The following is a 21,027-nucleotide window of genomic DNA, read 5'->3' on the forward strand; positions in this document are numbered from 1 at the left end:
ACTTTAACTTTTTTAATTCTTCTCCTCCACCGGTTTCAAATTAACACTGCTGGGACTTGATCAATTTCCACAAAAAGAGGCTTATCTCTTCACTGGATTACCCCCATAGGAGTGGATGGATATTTTTCCAGCGCTCTGATTTAAAAACATTTATGTACAAATCTACAGATTTTTCATTCTGGTAATTCCCTGAGCATTCTATATTTTATTGTGTAATTTTCATTTCGCAAATGTAAAAAAAATTGAGTCTGATCGCCCACGAGTAATTGGTTAATTTTGCTATAAAATGTCCTGTTTCTTTACTATTCAGACTTTAAACACTCTATTTTCCTAGTCATTTCCACCCCGCTTCTCTATTCCTCATTTACATGGATTTACAACAAATCAAAAAAGTCTCTCTATAATGTGGGATGTTCCATTTGATAAAGATTCAGAAAGGAGCATCCTTCAATGGCAAAAGACAAATCGGTGCAAGATTGGATTCAGAAACTCGATGAAGAAACCTTACATAAAGGTGTCGACCGGAGAGGGTTTCTACAAGGTGCAGGAAAGATCGCCGGCCTTTCATTAGGTTTGGTCATTGCTCAATCGATGGACGGACTGGCCGTTCATGCGGATGATGTCGAATTTCCGGAGTATCCGTTTTTACTTGGGGTCGCCTCCGGAGATCCGCTTTCAGACAGTGTGGTTCTCTGGACCCGGCTGGCAACAGACCCACTGAATGGTGGTGGTATGCCGGACCGTAAGATTGCTGTCAAATGGGAAATAGCCAAAGATCAACACTTCCGCCATATCGTCCAGCGAGGGACGGAAAAGGCAAGCCCGTCCCTCGCCCATTCGGTTCATGCAGAAGTTTGGAATCTCGAAGCAGATACCGAGTATTACTATCGCTTCAAAGTCGGAAAAGATTTCAGCCCAATCGGGAAAACAAAAACGCTTCCTCATCCGAATGCTGAAGTTTCCAATTTAGCTTTTGCTTTTGCCTCTTGTCAGCAGTATGAGCATGGATACTATACAGCTTACAAGCATATGGCCAAAGAAGATCTTGACCTTGTGTTTCACCTAGGGGATTACATTTATGAATACGGTCCAGATGAGTACATCGCGAGTACAGGTAATGTACGGACGCACAAAGGACCAGAAATCCGTACGCTGGAAGACTATCGCAATCGACATGCCCAATACCGCTCAGATCATGATTTGCAAGCGGCCCATGCTGCATTTCCCTGGGTTGTTACATGGGATGACCATGAAGTAGAGAATAATTATGCAGATCGGATCCCTGAAAAAGGACAATCCATCGAGGAGTTTGTCAAACGCCGAGTTGCCGCTTACCAAGCCTATTATGAACATATGCCTTTAAGACAATCGTCCATGCCTCACGGAGAAGACATGCAGTTGTACCGTCAGTTTTCCTATGGAAATTTAGCGAATTTTTTGGTTTTGGATACTCGTCAATATCGTTCGGACCAAGCGAATGGAGATAAGAGCTCGCCGCAAACGGAAGAATCTCTAAACCCAGAACGTACTCTATTGGGTGACGAACAAGAAAACTGGGTGTACGACCATCTCGAACGTTCGAACTCATCATGGAATGTGCTCGCCCAGCAAATTTTCTTCGCCAAAAGAAATTATGGACCTGGTCCGGACCAGCCTTTGTACAGCATGGACGGCTGGGATGGATACACACCTGCAAGAGAACGAATCATTGATTTTGCCCGTAAGAAAAACAAGAATAACCTGATCGTATTGACAGGGGATGTGCATGCCAACTGGGCATCCAACCTCCTCGCAGACTTTGATGAACGGACTTCTCAAGTACTAGGAGCTGAGTTCGTTGGGACGTCGATCACTTCAGGTGGAAACGGATCGGACAAACGGGCCGACACCGACCGCATCCTTGCCCAGAATGAACATATTAAATTTTTCAATGATTACAGAGGATACGTCCGATGTCATGTCACTCCCAAACAGTGGAAGACCGATTATCGGGTGGTCCCTTATGTGAGTCAACCGGGGGCTGATATTTCCACACGAGCGTCTCTTGTCTATGAAAAAGATGCAGGAGGCCTGAAAGAAGTAGCTGCAACCGTTGTACCCCAAGGGAAACATAAATCTTCCGAGGTGGAAGAAGACCGCCATAAAGCTCACTCCCGAGCCCATGAGAAACAAGCCCAAAAAGGGAAAAAGAAACAACTGCACTAGCATGGTTCGTCAAAGGAGGCTGATGAAATGGAAGATCGCCATGTGGAGATCATCGGTCATTTGGATGAATTGCGAGGACGAGCCATTAAGACGGCCCTCGCCTTTATCAGCTTTCTAATCGCGGGACTCGTGTTTGTCAAACCTATTTACGAGTGGCTGATCAAAGATTTAGAGATGAAGCTTGCGATTCTTGGGCCAAGTGATATTCTATGGGTCTATTTGATGATTGCTGCGGTTTTCTCTTTAGCAGCGACCATCCCCGTCGCCGCCTATCAAATCTGGCGCTTCGTGTCACCAGGCTTGAGTCAAAAAGAAAGAACAGTAACGCTGCGTTTCATCCCAGCCTTGTTCTTTTTGTTCATTTTCGGAATTGCATTCGGATATTTTTTGCTGTTCCCAATTGTCCTTAATTTTTTGACTGCCCTGTCTGAAGGTCAATTCCAAACGATGTTCACAGCGGAAAAATACTTCCGCTTCCTATTAAATATGACCGTTCCTTTCGGTCTCTTGTTTGAGATGCCATTGATTATTGTGTTCTTGACTGTACTCGGAATCTTGAATCCAACCAATCTGAAAAAATCAAGGAAGATCTCTTATTTTCTTTTGATTGTAATTTCAGTATTGATCACACCACCAGATTTCCTTTCCGACGTACTAGTCATTGTCCCATTACTCGTTTTATATGAAATCAGTGTCACATGTTCCGTATTGGCGTATAAAAGGCGTCAGACAACGCCGGACACTGATTCAAGTGTTGCGTAAACATCATTTTCATTACACCTTAAGGAGGTTGAAAGAATGAATAAAAACCAGATGAACCGAAGAGCTTTTCTTAAAGCAAGCGGGATCAGCACGGCAGCCCTTGCTCTTGGCACTACTGGGTTAATGTCGTTTAGCGAAAGCAAAGTTTTTGCCGGCACCACTAAAAACAACCAGGCAACTGGAGGCTATGGTCCCCTTATCAAAGATCCAGGTGGAGTAATGGACCTTCCCCGAGGATTCCAATACCGCATCATTTCAGAAGAAGGCGGGAAACTTTCTGATGGTCGACCGATTCCTGAGAAGTTCGATGGCATGGCTGCCTTTTCAGGTCCCAACCATTCGACAGTTTTAGTAAGAAACCATGAACTGAGCGGAAACAGCAAATATCCAGTCATCGGAAAAAACCCTTATCGAAAGGAAGAAACGGGTGGAACGACGTCGTTGGTCATCGGTCCTAATCGTAAAGTTACCAAGGAATATGTCTCTTCATCCGGGACCATCCGAAACTGCGCAGGTGGCGCAACACCTTGGGGCACATGGCTCACTTGTGAAGAAACACTGGAAGAAGGACACGGCTACGTTTTTGAAGTCGATCCGAAAAATCCCGAGAACAAAATTTCCAAGACTCCGATCCGGGATATGGGCGCCTTTTCACATGAAGCGACAGCGATCGATCCGGCGACAGGCATCGTTTACCTGACAGAAGATGCCGGTCCGAGCTACCTGTACCGTTTCCTTCCGAACGACCGCAGTCAAAAAATCGGTGCCTTGCAAAAAGGAGGTACACTGCAAGCAGCTGCCGTCGAAGAGTTGAGTACAGATGAAATGAGTGAATTCCATACCGGCCAAAAGTTCGGTATCGTTTGGAAAAATGTCGATCCTGAAAAGCCGACATTGGATGCCGGTAACAAAGGATGTATCGCATTCAGTCGTTTGGAAGGGGCTTATTTCGAAGGCGGCGTTTTCTGGTTTGATGATACATCTGCGGGAGACAAAAACCTTGGCCGAGTCTATCGCTATATTCCGGCGTCAAATACACTTGAACTATTCTATGAATCTACCTCTCAAAACGATTTAGAAATGCCGGATAACATTTGCATTACTCCTTGGGGAGACTTATGGATTGCGGAAGATGGCGGCGGTGTCGACCGGGTGATCGGCATGACCCCTGAAGGAGAAACTTATGTGTTTGCTGAAAACAAAGTGAACAGCTCAGAACTTGCAGGACCTACGTTTTCCACTGACGGAAAAACGTTCTTCATCAACATCCAGTCTCCAGGTATGACATTTGCGATTTGGGGACCATTCGCAAGAAAGAATGCCGCACGCAGGAGACTGATGGGACATGCCGCTCCTCCTGCTCCTTATGCACCGAAAGTCACCGACAAACTATCAGCTTTTGCGGAGGTTCAAGGGATGTCGGATTTAGAAGCAGCTGCATTCCAACGCCACGGCATGCCAATCTTATAAAATGAGAAAGAAGAGGTGAAGATATGTTATCGAATATAGGAATTCCAGGCTTGATCCTCGTACTGGTCATTGCATTGATCATATTCGGACCATCCAAACTACCGGAAATCGGCCGCGCGTTTGGAAGCACATTAAAAGAATTCAAGAATGCAACCAGTGATTTGATGCATAGCAACGATCAGGAAAAGAGTCAGTCTTCAGAGGAAGATCAAAAGTTGAAATCTGAGGGTGAAGAAAAGCAGAATACAGGTAGTTGATATGCGCTCAAAAAACGTCCAGGGTCTCCTCTGGTCGTTTTTTTAAAGTTCTCTTAAATATGGAACACGTAAAATTAGGGATATTCTCTATGGAAAAGGTTTCGTTTGGTTTTCATTGTCCATAAGAGAAGAATTAGCACCTCTCTCTTATATTCTTCATACGATATTAGTCAAAAATAGTTTCAAATGTCTGTTATCTCGAAACAGTGTCTTTAACTATTCTGCTCATTAGCAAAAAAGCGATTGCTTTTAATATATTGTTTTTGTCTTTGTACGAACGACAAATAGGATTGATGATTAGTGTTTTTAAGAAAAAGGTGTATGATAGCGTGAATGGAATACCCATTTTTTCTTGATTAACTTTAATGGTATAACCTTCAATAACTCTGCTATCTTCTAATTTTGTCACTCTTGCGGAGGTAGCTGGTCCAGTCAAATGGACTATCTAGCCTAATACCTTCATTGTGATCCAACTGTTCTTGGATAGTTCGTCCAAAATATGTATATCCGTTTTATCTAACATTAATTGAGCTCCTTTCATAAATAAAGTCAAGCACCCAAAAGACTTGATTTAATCTTTTACGATTATAAATGGACATTAGAGTTCATGAAACACAAAAACCCCGAATAAGGGCACTTTTTTTAGTATCCATTATTCGGGATATAGTTCAAATACGTTCTGTGCAGCTTTTTTTGCGACTAACTTTTAACAAAAAGAGTTACTTTTTATTTCTCTGAGATTGTTGATTTTGTCGTTTGACCTCTTCAACGTCAGTCTTTGTTTCCATTCCGAATGTCGTCTGTTGCCCAGAATTATTTTGGCTCTGTAGGTTTTGAGCGCCTTGAGCCATATTTTCCAACTCTTGAGCAGCTTGCGCTTCCATTTGGGCCATGTTTTGAGCCTTTTGGCTATTCTGCTGTTGTTGGAGCTGGGCCGCATTTTGCTGTTCTTGTTGTGCAAGTTTCTTGCTTTCTTGTTGAATTTTATTGAGTTGCTGGTTCATGTTTCCATCGTTGTTATTCATAAGAATCGAATCCCCCTTCTCTATTTTTACCATCACAGCATAATTAAACTCATGCCAGTTGTATTGTGTGCTAATTGCAATTTTATATACCTGATAAAATTGATGAATTCCTTTCGGATGTTTTTCCTACTGCCTATTGGAGCGTAGAAAATGCAGGTGTCAAACTAGGAGATACGGTGATCGTCCTTGGCTGCGTCCCGGTTGGTTTGATGGCCCAAAAGTTCGCTTGGCAGAAAGGAGCCGAACGAGTCATCGCTGTCGACCATCTTTCCTACTGCCTCAACCATTCCAAGATCAAGAACCGAACAAAAGTTTTCAATTTTACGAAGCATAAGGATATGGGAGTAGTGTTGAAAGAAACGACTAAAGGCGGGCAGATGTCGTAATAGATTGTGTAGGCATGGTTGGAAAGAAACTCCTTTGGAATTCATGGAACAAAAACTTAAACTGTAGGGGGGACACTCGGCCCGATTCAAATCGTCTCGAAAGCAGTGCGCAAATGTGGAACCGTACAGCTTACAGGAGTTTACGGAGGAAATTACAACTTGTTCCCTCTCGGAGCTTTTTTCTCGAGAAACGTCCCAATAAAAATGGGACAATCCCATGCAGGACATATATGGAGCCACTGTACGATCAAATTGTGCGAAATGAAATCAATCCTAAAAGCATTCTTACCCACGAAATGCCTTTAGAAAAAGCCGCGAAAGGCTATAAGAAATTTAATAATCGAGAAGATGACTGCATTAAAGTCATTTTAAAACCTTGATCTTATAAGGTGTAAACGAAGCCATACCATGCAAAAACCAGTAATTTAAAGAGTGGAGGATTACTTGATAAAAGAGGAATATTTTCAATACAATGGAACACCTTATATATTGAGGAGGTGCCATAAATGACACATTTAAAACTACTGGGTCTGAAGTTTATCTTCACTTTAGGCATACTGTTTATCATTTTAGGTTTAGGATTTGACGTCTCTTTCGGAAACGTCTTTCTTATTTCCCTTGTTGTAAGTGCTCTTGGTTATTTAGGTGACGTGACCATTCTAAAGAAATCCAACAATACTATGGCCACAGCCGGGGATTTTGTGCTTAGCTTCGCCGTCATATACTTTATGACCGATGCACTGACGGTCGGTGACGATGTATTTGAAGCCACACTGATCTCAGCTGTTTCCTTAGCGATTTTCGAATACTTCTTCCATCAATCGGTGGCAAGAAGTCTCGATCAGGAAAAAAAAGAAAACCACGAAGTACGTTCAACTGGTCAACTGGAAACAGAGGCTTCGGATGAACTTTTTCCGTATGAACAAGAAGATAAATAAACGTACGTCCAAGGGAAAACATGCTAAGTGTTTCCCCTTGGTTTTTCTACACAGATATTGCTCTTAACCGAACACTAAGAAAGAAGATCGTGCCAGCTGAACAGGTTCATTCTGCATTTGTCTGCGCACTTAACGGTATGTATGCCAATGTAATTTCGACCGAGGATTTCCTACAACAGAACAAATAATTAAATTGAGAGGGGAGTTTGTTAAAAAAAACAAATTCCCTTTTTTGCTGTTGTTTATAAGGTATAGTTATTTAACTAACCTGCTCCGTCAGTTAAGTAAGTTAAACCACTGATATTACTTGTGCTTATGTATTAAAGGGCTAATGCTCTATTGAACAATCGCCTCCTTTACTTCAACAAGGAAAATCCCGTTTGTTTTAATTATACTTTTTCTATTTTCTTTGCACCGCGTTGCGGAGGGTCCGAATCTTCTTGGTTACCGTTCCAATATATAATTATATTCGCTCCGATATCTATTTCGTTATAATCATCTGTTGAAACATCATAATACGCTCCTTTATTTTCCTGTGCCATTTCAATAATTTCGGGTTCTGTTTTATTATTAATATCTTCTTCTTTAATATTGGGTATCAGTAAAATTTGGCTGCTCTCACCTCTTTCTTTTTTTAAAGCAACAATACCTTCTTGATTTTCTAATGTGGTTTTCTCATCATTTTGCGCTTGTTGACTACAAGCACTTAGGACAAAAGCTGTCAAAAGAAATAATAATATTTTTTTCAAAAAATTCCTCCTTTATAGGATAGAACGAAATTATACTTTTTAGTTTCAACTTGCTCCACACGGTTATTGAAAAAAGAAATCTTCCATATTAAGCATACGCACCCTTTTGTTGAAGAGTGATTACTACTTCTTCACTAAATCTATAAGATAATGTATTTGTGCAATTTAATGTGATAAAAGAAAAATAATTACTGCACCAACAGATAGAAATGTTGTTTCTAAATGGTTGCCGCCATCAAAAAATCCATTACCCAGAAAGAAGATAACAAAACTAATAACTAATGTACCAAAAAAGATTTTAATATACTTTCCCATTTAACCCCCTCCTTTTAAAGTCCCTGTTGTGTTATCTACCTGATCCGTTAGTTAAGTAGTTAAATGCCACGATACTTCTTGTACTTAATGTAGTAAAGGACTAATGCTCTCTTGAACAATAGCCCCCGTTAGCGTAATAATGAAGTTATTCAACATCTAACGAAAAAGCATAACTTGCAGTACCTTGTTCCCAATGTGCTAACACTTCGTAAACAATTTTTCCTTTGTCAGACAAAACTACCTCATCGGAGGTGTTTACAACATTGTTGTCGTCGCCCCATATTCTCACGGTATAGCTTTCTGGCTGTTCTTCGAAGTCTAATTCAACATTGGTATTGGATGTTACCTGCATTGGATTACTATCTTTAACCAATTCTGGTGGTGCAAAAGAATCCGATTCTATTCCATTTACAATTCCGTCTCCATTGTCTACACTCCAACTATAAGTACCAAGCGATGGTCTAATAGTCTCTTCTTCAACATAAACGGTTAGACTTGGCGGCTTAGGAATAGTATCCCCTGAGGAGACCTCCAACTTTTCATTGTTACTAACCTCCTTAGCTTCACTATCATTATCAGCTTTTTCATTCGTACCATTTATGCCAGAACAACCCATTATTGACAAAAGGCATATAGGAGTTAAAGCAAAAAATATAAATCTAAAATTTATCATAATCTCCTCCTTACTATTTAGACGATAAATATATGAGAGCGTTACAGTACACTTAAGTGGTATTAAACTCTACAGCTCCATTAGGAAAATAAGCGATAGGCACTGTGCAGCTATCGCCCCCATTAACAGAAGACTCGAATTCAAGATAATATGTAACACCCTTTTTAATAACGTAACTTGATCCGTCTGTGAGCTGTAACTGTTTCACCAATTGTTGCAACACATCCATTACACTACCACACACTAGATGTTCTGCCATTTTTGCAACTAGAGTATGACACCTGAAAAGCCACCTTTTAATACTTCTTTACCCTTCTGGTTTGTACAAATAAAAGAAGCAATAATAGCTGTTCTGTTCTTTTCTTGCTTTTCATACTTTTCAATTTGAGCCTCACATCGAATGGTGTCTTCGGTGAGTACCGGACGCAGAAACTCAAAATCCATATGACGTGCCATGACATTATGATTTCCGCCTATTTTTGTCGGCAACGTTGCTGTCAATAACCCCTGGACTACTAGTCTCCCCTGCTCATCCGGAGTTAAATGATGGACTCCTTCATCATCTGAAATCTTCGTGAACAATTCCACATCTTCTATTGTAAACGTCCGATCAAAAGTTATTTTGTCTCCTACTTGTAAAGTCAACGCTATTCCTCCCATAATTTAAATAAGATACATATTTCATCTAATCCACCTATAAAAATAATAGTCACAGTTCTTTACATACCAATTGTTTAAAATCAATCACTATTCCCCAATATATTATCAGTAAAGAGAGGACACCTTGTTTAAGATATGCCCCCAATACAGGAAGACTTAATTTCGAGATATTTTCCATTTGAGTACCAGTACTTTCCTAATTATCTCCCTATAGTTTACATCATCTTTCTTTAACATGTTGAAAAGTCTGTATCAAGAATAAGCACATGGAACCAGATAAGTTCACTGCTAATTCTGCGTGCCGAGAAGATGGTTTATAATAAGTTACTTTTTCTTTGCCATGGGCATCCCCATGTTTATTTCTTAAGTTACCTAAACCATTAACAATTGATGAACACCCACCTAATATTTGCTTAAATATTGTAATGTCATGCTGTTCAGGTGATAGGTTCAATTCATTTGTTACTGCCTTATAAATTTCATGCAAGTCAGCATTAGCTTTATAAGAAACTCCCCTTTCATCAAGTATGTGTTTTAGTACACTCTCCATTAGTGTACGCGATAAAGTTATCGCACCTTCTGGGTCATTTTCCTTCCTTTCAATAGCTGTCTTCCAATACTCCAAAACATGTTCGGAATCGAATACCATTAATTTAGAATCTATAATTTCTGTAAAAGGCAATTCTACCTCTTCCTCCAAAAACTCTAGCAAATTATTAAAACTATTCCATATGTACTGTCTTCTTTCTGCGTATGTAGGCAATTTATATTTTATAAATTGCCAGAACTGTCCAAGGTCTCTACTCTTAATTACGTAATCAGGTAAGTATGTTTTAGTTTTTTTATTCCCCATAAAATATTTTCTCAGCATTATATAATGATCATCATGTGTTGGCCCATCTTGTGTACTAGAGTTAGTCAATAATGTCTGTAAATACTCCGCTTTCTCAAAATCTCCTACATATTCTTCTTCAAGGTTAGGTTTAATATCTTCTTCTAGCAAATCCTTTAGTTTATTCATAACGCGCTCACCCCTTAATATATTTTACCATTAATATCCACTAATGAAGTGCTAGCATTGAGAATAGATGATTCTTAGTGATTAATCCTGGCCCACATTAAGAAGAGGGCAATTCCTTTGTTTAAGAATCGCCCCCATTTGTTTAAGACTCGAATTCAAGATAAAAACATCTTTCCTAAAGGATATATAGAGAATGGATCACTTCGTTTTTCTACCGTCCATCACTTCAGCTAATTGTTGAGATTTTAAATCTTTCTGCTTATTTAGTTTATCAATAATGTTGTCATAGTCTTCTTCACTTCGGTTTTGACTCAATTTATAGGCTGCTTGAATTTCTAGCACTTTTACTTTAAATCCAACAATACCTTTAGTTTGGTTTTTGGTTTTTTGAGATAAGTTCTCCCACAACGCTGCATTTTCACGGTGTTGTTCGTACTTTTGCAATAGAGCCTTCAGGTCTTCCTGCAATTCTTGTTCACTCATAATACTAGCCGTTCCATATACATGGACTGCCTGATAATTCCATGTGGGCACATTTTCAGACTTGTACCACGAAGATGAAATATAAGCATGAGGGCCTTGATACATCACAAGAACAGGATCATCGCCGAAAGTTTTCCACTGTGGATTCGCATAAGCGAAATGTCCAGTGAGATAGTAGTCATCCCCTTGTTTATGTAACTCCAAAGGTAAGTGAGTCGCTATAGGTTTTCCTTCTTCTGTGGTTACGATCGTTCCAAAAGAGTTTCTCTGAATGAAGTCTTTGATTTCAACGAAGTCTGTGACTTTAAAATGCTTTGGAATATACATGCTCATTCACCTCGTTAATTATTATTGGAGTCTTTTAACCATTATTAAGTCCGTTTGTTCTTCGTCCCCCATATAAAAAGAGTGCGCTCCCGTTTGAACAAAACCCAAATTCTTATAGAAAGAAATGGCATATTCATTTTTTTCCCATACGCCCAGCCAGATTTTCTTTTTATTCTTTTCCATAGCAACATCCATAGCTTTATTGAACAGGTATTTACCAAGTCCTTTCTTTTGAAATTTATTAATAATATAAATCCGTTCGATCTCTAGGGAGTCATCATCCATTTCTTCAGACTGGGCATCCCCTGTATTAACCTTTAAATATCCAGCAACCTCATCATTTATAGAAACAAAAAAGAAATTTGATAAAGGATTGGATAACTCTTTTTCTACTTGTTTTATATTAAAAGCTACTTTCAAATAAGCTTTCATATCTTCTTTAGAATTCTGATCCTCAAACGTCTCTTTAAATGTTTCATAACCAATTTCCTGAAGTTTTCGTGAATCTTCCACTGTACATTTGGTCATTTTAATATTCATATAAACCTTTCGCTCCTCTCTATATTCAATAACTTCTCTTGTTTCCTTTTTTAACAAATTCCCAGTTTTTTTCTACATTTCCCCTTACTCTTTTAAGAAGATCGATAAGGTTTTCTATTTCTTCTTCGGATAACCCCTCTAAGGCAACGGTGTTGGAATGGTCATTTTCTCTTTTTATAAAAGGAAAAATGTTCTTCCCTTTCGCGGTTGGATAAAGTTTTTTAATTTTTTTGTTATGTTCATCTTCTTTCTTAACAATAAAGCCATTCATTTCAAGTTTCTTAATCGAGCGGGCTGCAGTGGTACGATCTACTTTTATTAGCTCAGCTACTTTCTCTTGAATGATGCCCGGACTTTCACAGATTCTCACAAGATATAGATACTGTCCTCTCGTGAGGTCATATTCTTTGAATTCTATATTACTTATTGAATCTAACGCCCTCGCTATCATTCCAATTTCACGTAGGATTTCCTTCATATTGACCCCCTTAGCAATTTTTGTTGCAAATACAACATTTATCATTGTATACTTAATCTAACTTAATTTTGTTGTATTTGCAACAAAAAACACCGATAAAGAGGTAGATTAATGTGAAACTTTTCTTTTATGTATTAGGAATCTTGCTATTAACCCTCGGCATTTCTTTCACGATACAGTCTGACCTTGGGACTTCCCCTTTTGACGCCCTTTTGGTAGGACTGTCTATCCACGTGGGTTTTACAGTAGGTACTTGGGAAATAATTATTGCTTTGATATTAATAGGCTGTAATTCGCTTTTAAAAAGACAAAAACCAGAAGTCTTGGGGTTGTTAACAGCATTCATAACGGGGATTAGTATCGATATGTGGCTCTTGTTATTAGAAGCTTTGCACACACCTGAACTCTGGTACAGCAAAGGTGTGTATTTTGGGTTCGGCTTATTTGCCATAGGATTAGGAACTGCCATATATCTGTACACAAATTTTGCACCAATCCCAGTTGATCGACTAACATTAATCATACAAGAATTAACGAGAACAGATTTATTAGTTTCGAGATCTTTCATTTATCTCGTATTTTTAATCCTGGCGTTTATTTTTAAAGGTCCAATTGGCATCGGAACTTTATTAACAGTTTGTTTAAGTGGAATAATACTTAACTACTCTATGCTAGTTACTAAAAAGGTACTGGAACAAGCTCTTAAATCCTAGTACGCCAAAAAAGCTTTGAGAGGAAGAATGCATCTATATAGAGTGCTTTTTTTAGTTATCTCGAAACTGAGTCTTCAACAATCCTGCCCTTATCTTGAAGACTCAGCTTCGAGATAATAAACCCTTTGGTCACACAGTATTAACGAGGTCCATTTAATAGTCCCTCAATCCCGATTACGTCCATCCATTAATTACACCTCTATCACAAACGTACGTTCCTATAATATTACAAAGTAAATAAGTAATTATTTTACAATTATTACGAAGGACTTTTAGACTACTTGTCGAATAACAAGGTGAAAAAGAAAAGGAGAGTTCAATTTTGAGACCTTATGATCAAGTTAGAAGAATGGGGAGCAGTTTTAAGGAAGCATCATAACGATATGGATAATGAATTATTGGAGTTATACTTAGATATGGCTGGATATTCTGGCATCCTACAGAGCAAAATTGATCGATTGGAAGAAAAAATGATTGGAGGTAAATCATTCACAACTCATTAAACAAAGAAAAGGCCCCAGTCTTAACCCGGGACCTACCTTCAAACTTTATATCCTTTTTGCCTCTTACGTCTTTATCTTTGATGGCCAAGTAATACTTTAAAGGTATCTTTTAGACAACGGATGCTTCGATCACCACAGAGTCTTTTTGTTTAGCAAATGGATTATTATTAAGGGGAGATCACTTGCTACAAAGAATTATTTCACAAATGCACAAAAATTCCAATAGCATATCCAAAACTTTTTCCTCGGAAGTATCAAATTCAATAAATATATGAGTCTTCTCAATCCCCAAGGTAATAAACCCTTAAAGAGCTATAAATATTATCACATCATGCTGCCCATACTCTGAGTACTGAAATACTTATATATAAAAGCTAAAAACACTTATATTATCTGAGTTTCAAACTCTACAGATTAGATTGAGATATAAGATATCAACATTCACGATCAATTTCCAGTCAAAATCCAGGCATAAAAGAGTGAAATTTACAACATTCCCTGTTTCCCTTCGCCTACAGCATCTGCCCGCATCATGCGTGTCATCAAATCAACATATGTATCTGTATATTTCACTCTTGGAATTTTTTACCCCAAGATATTGTATGAATAAAGCATGAGTTGATGTCAGGATTTACTAATGAATCAAGTCGAACTGGTTCCTTAAAAGATCTGCGCATTTTGTAGCAGATCGAGAAATAAAAGGAAGCACCTTTTGTAAAGCTCGATCCATTCATCGTTATAACTCACATCCGTCCCCATCCAAGCCACTTCTTTAACGACCACATCATTTGTCCCTGCTGCCTCGGTCACCTGCGACACAGGAATACTCGTCCATCCCATTTAAAAATAAGTACGGCTATAAATCCCGGTTTCCATCTTTTCAAGGTTCCATCCCCCATCCCCTTTTTTCTGACAATTCTCAACGTATCATAATTGAGGGTGAGAATTCAGAATTTACGGATCATTAACAATAACCACGTCGCTGGGCCTGATTGTCTTAAGAATAGACGAAACCCAAGGCACATGAACCTTCCTCATTTTTACTTTTTATAGACAGAATCAAAAAATAGCTACTGTTCACCCAACGGCCTCCTTACTAAATGGAAAAATACATTCTATTCTTTTCTTCCCCGAGGGCTTCGTCCAAAAAATATTTATAACAAAACTTCACTTTATTCAATGCCCATGCTATTTATTGACAAATATGTGACGGATAAAAAAGAAGCAAGTCCAAAAGGACCTGCTTAAAAAAGAGAATTAAGGATTCATAGCAACTGTGTCCGGTTGGGCGACTGCTTCTACAGCTTTAAATGCATCCATATACCCTGCACCTACTTCATGATAAGCATATCCAGGCATATCAGCAGCCGTACGCTCAAGAACTTCCAGTGCCTCTCCAGGCGAAAGATTAGGGGAAGCTTCCCTCATCAATGCGAGTACACCTGAAACGTGAGGTGTTGCCATACTTGTCCCACTAGAAGTTGTGTAGTATAAAAGGTTCTCCGGATTGATGTACTGAATGTCCGTCATAAAACCAAGAGTATTCAGTATCAACCCTGTGGAGGACTTCGTTGCTACAATGTCTACTCCTGGCGCTGTGATGTCAGGGTGAAGAAGATCATCACTGGGTACCCCTCTGGATGAGAAATCAGCCAATTGACGGTCCTTTGTGCCCGCAGCTACTGAAATCACCCATGGAGCAGCAGAGTATGGATTCATTGTATTATCGTCCGGCCCTTCATTACCTGCCGCAAACGTCACAATCATCCCTTTGTCGTGAGCAACCTTTGTCGCGACATTAATCGGATCGTCCTCTGAGTATTCACCTGTCGTTCCCCAACTATTGCTGATAATATCAATACCGTATTCTTCCTGATGTTTGATGACGTAGTTTAACCCTTCTAAAGCCCAAAGGATATTGATGCCTTCTCCAGTGCCAATTCCGACAAGTTTGGCGTCCGGAGCCACACCGGTGTACAATCCATCACTTGCTTCACCTAGTCCGGCAATCGTTCCGGCTACATGGGTTCCATGTCCAGAAGAAGTGTCCGTATTCAACACGTTCTCTAAATACAAACCTTCCTCCCCAAAAATCCCTCCACCTACAAGCATTTTCACGTTCTGCAAGACTTTAGACCCGTAAGGCAAATCCGGATGGGTCGCATCGATCCCGCTGTCAATGACGGCCACGGTCGTTCCTTCCCCTGTATAGCCAAGATCTTTCCACACTGATTCTGCACCGATCAATTTCCGACTATCCTTCATTTTGTATTCAAGACTCTTATTTTTATAGATAGAAAGAGCTTCTGTCGAACTGCTCAAGAGGTTCTCCAATTGAAGCGCCGTCCCTTTTACGCCTACAATTGGCAGCTCACTATATTCCTTTGTCGTTAGTTCCAGCTCTTTCAACAACTCCAATTCTTGAGCTCCAGGCTCTTCTTCATAGGTCACAACTGCCTCCAATACAACGGTGTCTTTGACCTCACTCAACGTATTCCTAAGCAGTTCATCCACTTTCACTCCACTCTCTTGGGCTGAAACTGACCCGGATGTCACCATTACGAACAATACAACGACTAGACTTAAGATGTATCGCATCGCTTTCCCTCCTTCAATAATTCGTCTCCATTCAAGTATAAAGGTGATTGCTCACTTTTTGGATTGGGAATATTCAGTCAATTAATGCTGTGTTAATGGACATTTTGCCACACCACTTTCCCAAAAGGGAAATAATGGTTAAAAAATTTAAAAATAAAAAGGAGTTTGAAGAGCGATTATGGCTTACGTTTTATTAATTGTCGGCTTTGGTTTATTAATTAAAGGAGCGGATTTATTCGTTGATGGAACTTCCAACATTGCTAAACTACTCCGTGTCCCGCCTACTTTGATAGGGTTAACGATTGTAGCTTTTGGCACAAGCTCTCCCGAGGCAACAGTTAGCATCATTGCAGCTTTACAAGGAAATGCTGAAGTTTCACTGGGAAATGTGGTTTGGAGTAATATCTTTAATATCACTTTAGTGGTAGGTATTGCAGCCTTCCTATATCCATTAACGGTAGAGAGTGAAACAATCAAAAAAGAAATCCCATTCATATTGCTGGCTAGTGGAGCTTTACTCGTACTTATAAGTGATACGGAATTACAGGGGTTAAGTGAAAACTTGCTAACACTCGGTGACGGCCTCATCTTTTTATTGTTTTTATGTACTACGTGATTGAAGTTGGCATGAAAAGTCGAAAAGAATCGGTACATGCACCAATTCCTTCAAACATTAAGTGGGAAAAAAACAGTGTTTTGGCGCTAGCAGGTTTAGTAGCTTCTTGACGATAAATATCTTTTGGAAGCTCTTTTAGTCGATTAAAAATTTGTTTGCCCATTCATTATAATCAAACAACTGTAATTCAAGCTGTTTCATATAAAATTTCTCCCTTTCATGTTTAATATAACTCCTACCTGATTATGCGTTGTGGTACTCCATTACGGTTATTCACTTAAGCGCTTTGATTGTAACCTTAGCAGCTTTAGCTATAAGCGCATCATTATAGGTAACATTCTTTTTATCTCGACTGGATAGAATCGCCATGACAATAGGAGCTCTGTTGGGCGGCCACACAATGGCAATGTCATTACGGGTTCCATAGCCTCCGGCACCGCTCTTATCTCCGACTTTCCATATTTTGGGGACGCCTGCACGAATGAGTTTGTCTCCGGTTGTGTTCGTTCGTAGCCAGTTGATTAGGATTGTACGTTTTTCACTCGGGAGCACGTTGTTGCTAATCGTGAAAACTTGGAGGTCAGTAGCAAGTGTTCTAGGTGTGCTTGTGTCACGGATATCTCCGGGGATGGCTTCATTTAGGTCCGTCTCATAGCGTCTAGGTTGGGTAACATTATCGCCGATCTGCTTCAGTGCTTTTTCGAATCCATCAGGTCCGCCCAGTTCTTGCAATAATAGGTTCCCTGCGGTGTTATCACTGTAGCGGATGGCAGCTGCACACAGTTCCCTTAGAGTCATTCCGGTATCTACGTGCATTTTTGTGATGGGCGAATACGTGACCAAATCTTTGCTCGTATAGGTGATGACTTTGTTGAGTTCACTAATTGAGTTCTGCTGCAGGATTGCACCTGCGGCGAGAGCCTTGTATGTAGAAGCGTAAGCAAATCGTTCATCAGGTCGATAAGCGACCGTTCGCCCCGTTCCAGTGTCGATGGCGTAGACACCGATCCTAGCATCAAACTTACTTTCGAGTTGACTGAATTTTCGATTGCTGTGTACCTCTGCGTAAGCATCATTATCTTTTGCATTTACTTTAGTCTGCAACGGAAGTACTGAAATAGAGGCAAATACCAGAGATGCTGTTACAAACAATAAAAACACATGAACTTTCCTGTTTTTAGACTTTAATACCATAATGCTCCCTCCCTTGGTTATCTGAATGCTTATAGAACAAAAACCTCATAAATAAAATCCGTTAGTTTTTCTGAGTATTGGTCTTTACTGCAGCCTAAAAGTATCCAGCCCTTCTTTTCTGAATTATACAATATTAAACATGAAAATTCCCTGCTCGTTCATTTTTTATTCGTTCAAATAAAAAAATTGGTACATCTATCCTTGTTATCTCGAAACTGAGTCTTCAACTGACATGCCCTATACTTGAAGACTCAGTTTCGAGATATTCGTCCTGCCACTTCAATTATTCCAAAAAGTTATTGGGGGAGATTGGCAAGTTAATGACTGCTACCCATTAAACAATTTTTAAAACCAGTCAAAATCCAGTCAAGTTGTTCTCAAACCCTATGTTGAAAGGGTTTCGGGCGTTATCACATCATGCCGTCCATTCATCAGGACTCTAAATAACGAAAAAGCTGATTGAAAAAGTGTAGATATTATAGGGGTTTTCCTCTTTTACATAAAATAGTTCTAAACAGAACTAAAAAAACTATGAGCAAAATTATGAGCATTTAATGATCCCAACTATCTTTTATCGTACCCACATTCTCCGGCCAATGAACACTTTGACTGTTGAAAATACCCTCCTTATCCCTCTAGAGACATCTTCAAGCAGATTTGGCATTTTTACTTTGTTCTAAATGAAGTGTCATCCTTTTTAAACCCTTTGAGCAAAGTAAAAATGAGAATTGAAAGATTGGACTTTGAATTAATGTATAAATAAACGTAAATATAAAAACAGATCCCCCGAGAAGCAGTCCAATAATAAGTACAATGGTTTCTACGGCGATCCGAATTATTCTGATGGATAACCCAAGCTTTTCAGAAATGGAAAGCATAAAGCCATCTCTCGGCCCGGCACCTATTCCAGCAGCTGAATACATTCCTCCGCCAAAACCCATGAGTGTTATAGCACAAAGTAAAATAAGGACATTGATGAAATCAGAGGAATAATGCGGAGTAAGATCTAAAAATACGAAAAAATCCACTAAAATGCCAACAAGAATGGCATTAAGAAACGTTCCTATGTGAACGTATTTACGATCTAAAAATAGAGTTATGCTTACCAAAAAGAGCCCAACAATAATATTCCATGACCCGATTGAAAGTCCGATCTTTTTATGTAAGGTTAAATTTAAGACATCCCATGGGTGAATACCCAAATATTGAACCTTAATGGCGACCGATATGCCAAAACTGAACAAGATAAGCCCCATAATAAAGAAAAGAATTTGAATAAGGAATTTCATATTTTCCCCACTTCCTGGTGCCCACATTCACCTTTTAATATTCTTTATATTATAATGCTTATTGTCTTTTAAGTCTCATAAATTTGATAAAAACGTATGGCAGCAGTGGTGTGGATTTAAGAAGTGTGAGAGCGAGCACGAAGTTTAACTCAGTTTGGGGGCCTTATCCAATTCGCCGTATTACAAAGAGTATTACTCCACGCTTCATTATTGATTGAAGCTGGGCCGCCATTAAAGAAATACAACAGCGGCTTGAACGTACAGATCTGAATAAGACCATGAATATTTATGGGCATATGACCGCTGACAAAAAAGAAAAGGCCTCCCACCAGTTTACTGAACTATACCCTGAATAATGGACACTGATAAAAAAGTGCCCTTATTCGGGGTTTTTTGTGTTTCATGACCTCGGATATCCATTTATAATCAAATTAACAATAAGAGCGAGGTTATAGAGATGTCCAAAATTACTTTTACTGAATCACAAAGAAGAGAACTAGAATCCAACCCAAATGTCATCAAGGTATCCGATCGCTCCATCACCTATTCTCCTGATTTTAAGGTAACGGCAGTGAAAGAAAACATAGAAGGGAAAGGTCCTTACCAAATTTTCTTAGAGTATGGGTTTGATATGTCTATTATTGGATCTAAGAAACCTAATCAATGTATAAAGCGTTGGCGGGAAACGTTCCAGAAGTACGGAGAAGATGGATTCTATACAGAACGTAGAGGGAAAGGCGCCACAGGACGTCCATCCTCCAAAGAACTATCTACGGAAGAGAAATTGAAGAAAGCAGAAGCGCGTATTGCGTATCTAGAGGCAGAGGTAGATTTCGTAAAAAAGCTCGACGAACTCGAAAGGCAGGCGAAGAAGAAAAAGTAACGACATCAGAGAAATTTCAACTCATTGAAAAAGTGGTAAGAGAAAATGGATTTCCTCCTTTAATTCAGTATTTTTGTGAAGTGGCAGGAGTAAGTCGTTCCGGTTATTATAATTGGTTGAAAGCAGAGGAAACCCGTCAAAAAAGGGAACAAAGCGATGAAGCGGACTATACGATCATCAAGAAAGTGTACGACCAATCTAAGGGAAAAGTGGGTGCCATCCAGATCAAGATGGCTTTAGAGAATGATGAGAAGATTGTGATGAACCTTAAACGTATTCGCCGAATTATGAACAAGTACAATATCGTGTGCAAGATCCGGAGAGCGAATCCCTATAAAAAAATCGCCCAAGCGACGCAAGAACATCAAACGTGTGAAAATAAGTTGGATCGCCAGTTCGATCAACAGGAACCACACAAAGTCCTCTTAACGGATATCACTTATGTTTATTATGAAAAAGGACAAAAAGCCTATCTATCCGCCATTAAAGATGGAGCGACACGAGAAATCTTAGCTTATCATATTTCTACCTCCTTGAAGATGGATATCGTGTACACTACGCTTGATAAGTTAATGGAACGGGAGGACTTTATCCCTCACCCTGACTGTTTAATCCATTCCGATCAAGGCGTGCACTATACCCACCCTGAGTTCCAGAAGAAAGTGAGCGAACTTGGCTTGGATCAGTCAATGTCACGTCGCGGTAACTGTTGGGATAATGCCCCGATGGAATCTTTCTTTGGGCATATGAAAGATGGAATCGACTTCAAGGCGTGTTCTTCTGTATTTGAAGTCAAGCAAGCGATTGAAGAATATATGGAGTATTACAATCATCGTCGATATCAGTGGTCCTTACAAAAAATGACCCCGGCACAATACCGAGGTCACCTATTAGCAGCCTAGCACTTTTTATTAAACTGTCCATTTTTGGGGGTACAGTTCA

General features: G+C 39.5%; 20 protein-coding genes and 4 pseudogenes. 9 read left to right on the plus strand and 15 right to left on the minus strand.

Features of this window, described 5'->3' with window-relative positions:
• Positions 1 to 450 precede the first annotated feature (450 nt).
• The 4 genes from BLS23_RS18400 to BLS23_RS18415 are packed head-to-tail and all read left to right on the plus strand — an operon-like array spanning position 451 to position 4,694.
• Complete coding sequence (locus BLS23_RS18400) at positions 451 to 2,205, plus strand: alkaline phosphatase D family protein (RefSeq protein WP_089654496.1); 1,755 nt, start codon at positions 451 to 453, stop codon at positions 2,203 to 2,205.
• Between the two features lie 27 nt (positions 2,206 to 2,232).
• Positions 2,233 to 2,967 (plus strand): twin-arginine translocase subunit TatC, encoded by a 735-nt coding sequence (gene tatC / locus BLS23_RS18405; protein WP_089654497.1) that lies wholly within the window; start codon positions 2,233 to 2,235, stop codon positions 2,965 to 2,967.
• A 36-nt stretch (positions 2,968 to 3,003) separates the two neighbouring features.
• The gene (locus BLS23_RS18410) at positions 3,004 to 4,437 is read left to right on the plus strand and encodes an alkaline phosphatase PhoX (RefSeq protein ID WP_089654498.1); all 1,434 of its coding nucleotides are present in this window, start codon (positions 3,004 to 3,006) and stop codon (positions 4,435 to 4,437) included.
• 23 nt (positions 4,438 to 4,460) lie between these two features.
• Positions 4,461 to 4,694: a twin-arginine translocase TatA/TatE family subunit gene (locus tag BLS23_RS18415; RefSeq protein WP_089654499.1), complete on the plus strand. Its 234-nt coding sequence runs from the start codon at positions 4,461 to 4,463 to the stop codon at positions 4,692 to 4,694.
• A 242-nt stretch (positions 4,695 to 4,936) separates the two neighbouring features.
• On the opposite strand, the pseudogene BLS23_RS22075 reads toward BLS23_RS18415, so the two are convergent.
• Positions 4,937 to 5,217: pseudogene (locus tag BLS23_RS22075) on the minus strand (Lrp/AsnC family transcriptional regulator); the annotation flags it as partial.
• Between the two features lie 196 nt (positions 5,218 to 5,413).
• Positions 5,414 to 5,719, minus strand: coding sequence for a hypothetical protein (locus tag BLS23_RS18425; RefSeq protein ID WP_089654500.1), 306 nt, complete (start codon positions 5,717 to 5,719; stop codon positions 5,414 to 5,416).
• 107 nt (positions 5,720 to 5,826) lie between these two features.
• Between BLS23_RS18425 and BLS23_RS18430 the strand changes: the two are divergent.
• Both BLS23_RS18430 and BLS23_RS18435 read left to right on the plus strand, forming a co-directional pair.
• Positions 5,827 to 6,485 (plus strand): annotated as a pseudogene (locus tag BLS23_RS18430) (zinc-binding dehydrogenase); the annotation flags it as partial.
• A 126-nt stretch (positions 6,486 to 6,611) separates the two neighbouring features.
• On the plus strand, positions 6,612 to 7,043 hold the full coding sequence (locus BLS23_RS18435) for a YndM family protein (protein WP_089654501.1): 432 nt from the start codon (positions 6,612 to 6,614) through the stop codon (positions 7,041 to 7,043).
• Between the two features lie 389 nt (positions 7,044 to 7,432).
• Here BLS23_RS18435 and BLS23_RS18445 read toward each other — a convergent pair whose 3' ends face one another.
• The 8 genes from BLS23_RS18445 to BLS23_RS18480 form a co-directional block, all read right to left on the minus strand.
• Positions 7,433 to 7,792, minus strand: a complete 360-nt coding sequence (locus tag BLS23_RS18445; protein ID WP_089654502.1) for a DUF3221 domain-containing protein — start codon at positions 7,790 to 7,792, stop codon at positions 7,433 to 7,435.
• 165 nt (positions 7,793 to 7,957) lie between these two features.
• The gene (locus BLS23_RS21860; protein ID WP_167356122.1) at positions 7,958 to 8,107 is read right to left on the minus strand and encodes a hypothetical protein; all 150 of its coding nucleotides are present in this window, start codon (positions 8,105 to 8,107) and stop codon (positions 7,958 to 7,960) included.
• Between the two features lie 145 nt (positions 8,108 to 8,252).
• Positions 8,253 to 8,780, minus strand: coding sequence for a hypothetical protein (locus tag BLS23_RS18450; protein ID WP_089654503.1), 528 nt, complete (start codon positions 8,778 to 8,780; stop codon positions 8,253 to 8,255).
• Between the two features lie 267 nt (positions 8,781 to 9,047).
• Positions 9,048 to 9,425 carry a hotdog family protein gene (locus BLS23_RS18460; protein ID WP_089654505.1) on the minus strand — a complete coding sequence of 126 codons (378 nt, stop codon included), beginning with the start codon at positions 9,423 to 9,425 and terminating at the stop codon, positions 9,048 to 9,050.
• A 235-nt stretch (positions 9,426 to 9,660) separates the two neighbouring features.
• The gene (locus BLS23_RS18465; RefSeq protein WP_089654506.1) at positions 9,661 to 10,461 is read right to left on the minus strand and encodes an abortive infection family protein; all 801 of its coding nucleotides are present in this window, start codon (positions 10,459 to 10,461) and stop codon (positions 9,661 to 9,663) included.
• 198 nt (positions 10,462 to 10,659) lie between these two features.
• Positions 10,660 to 11,271, minus strand: a complete 612-nt coding sequence (locus tag BLS23_RS18470; RefSeq protein ID WP_089654507.1) for an FMN-binding negative transcriptional regulator — start codon at positions 11,269 to 11,271, stop codon at positions 10,660 to 10,662.
• Between the two features lie 21 nt (positions 11,272 to 11,292).
• Positions 11,293 to 11,811: a spermidine/spermine N(1)-acetyltransferase gene (gene paiA / locus BLS23_RS18475; protein ID WP_089654508.1), complete on the minus strand. Its 519-nt coding sequence runs from the start codon at positions 11,809 to 11,811 to the stop codon at positions 11,293 to 11,295.
• Between the two features lie 25 nt (positions 11,812 to 11,836).
• Positions 11,837 to 12,289, minus strand: coding sequence for a MarR family winged helix-turn-helix transcriptional regulator (locus BLS23_RS18480; RefSeq protein ID WP_089654509.1), 453 nt, complete (start codon positions 12,287 to 12,289; stop codon positions 11,837 to 11,839).
• A 113-nt stretch (positions 12,290 to 12,402) separates the two neighbouring features.
• Between BLS23_RS18480 and BLS23_RS18485 the strand changes: the two genes are divergently transcribed.
• Positions 12,403 to 13,002 carry a YczE/YyaS/YitT family protein gene (locus BLS23_RS18485; RefSeq protein WP_089654510.1) on the plus strand — a complete coding sequence of 200 codons (600 nt, stop codon included), beginning with the start codon at positions 12,403 to 12,405 and terminating at the stop codon, positions 13,000 to 13,002.
• A gap of 1,163 nt (positions 13,003 to 14,165) precedes the next feature.
• Here the strand turns inward: BLS23_RS18485 and BLS23_RS21865 are convergent.
• Together BLS23_RS21865 and BLS23_RS18500 are read right to left on the minus strand one after the other, a co-directional pair.
• Positions 14,166 to 14,324, minus strand: a complete 159-nt coding sequence (locus BLS23_RS21865; RefSeq protein WP_167356119.1) for a hypothetical protein — start codon at positions 14,322 to 14,324, stop codon at positions 14,166 to 14,168.
• 438 nt (positions 14,325 to 14,762) lie between these two features.
• A complete protein-coding gene (locus BLS23_RS18500; RefSeq protein ID WP_089654512.1) occupies positions 14,763 to 16,103 on the minus strand; it encodes a S8 family peptidase in 1,341 nt (446 codons plus the stop codon).
• Positions 16,104 to 16,281: 178 nt separating this feature from the next.
• On the opposite strand from BLS23_RS18500, the pseudogene BLS23_RS18505 reads away from it, so the two are divergent.
• Positions 16,282 to 16,823, plus strand: a pseudogene (locus BLS23_RS18505) (sodium:calcium antiporter); the annotation flags it as partial.
• Here BLS23_RS18505 and BLS23_RS22085 read toward each other — a convergent pair.
• The 3 genes and pseudogenes from BLS23_RS22085 to BLS23_RS18515 all read right to left on the minus strand — a co-directional run.
• A pseudogene (locus BLS23_RS22085) lies at positions 16,822 to 16,920 on the minus strand (damage-inducible protein DinB); the annotation flags it as partial. The pseudogenes BLS23_RS18505 and BLS23_RS22085 sit on opposite strands and share 2 nt — an antisense overlap.
• Positions 16,921 to 16,992: 72 nt before the next feature.
• Positions 16,993 to 17,913: a class A beta-lactamase gene (bla, locus tag BLS23_RS18510; protein WP_089654513.1), complete on the minus strand. Its 921-nt coding sequence runs from the start codon at positions 17,911 to 17,913 to the stop codon at positions 16,993 to 16,995.
• 647 nt (positions 17,914 to 18,560) lie between these two features.
• The gene (locus BLS23_RS18515) at positions 18,561 to 19,202 is read right to left on the minus strand and encodes a YczE/YyaS/YitT family protein (RefSeq protein ID WP_089654514.1); all 642 of its coding nucleotides are present in this window, start codon (positions 19,200 to 19,202) and stop codon (positions 18,561 to 18,563) included.
• Positions 19,203 to 19,659: 457 nt separating this feature from the next.
• On the opposite strand from BLS23_RS18515, the gene BLS23_RS18525 reads away from it, so the two are divergent.
• Positions 19,660 to 20,987, plus strand: a protein-coding gene (locus BLS23_RS18525; RefSeq protein ID WP_089651141.1) for an IS3 family transposase whose coding sequence is annotated in 2 segments (ribosomal slippage) — positions 19,660 to 20,038 and positions 20,038 to 20,987 — 1,329 coding nt in all. Because the reading frame shifts where the segments join, the coding sequence is not laid out codon by codon here.
• Positions 20,988 to 21,027 lie beyond the last annotated feature (40 nt).

This window comes from Halobacillus aidingensis (assembly GCF_900104185.1).
Lineage (GTDB): Bacteria > Bacillota > Bacilli > Bacillales > Halobacillaceae > Halobacillus > Halobacillus aidingensis.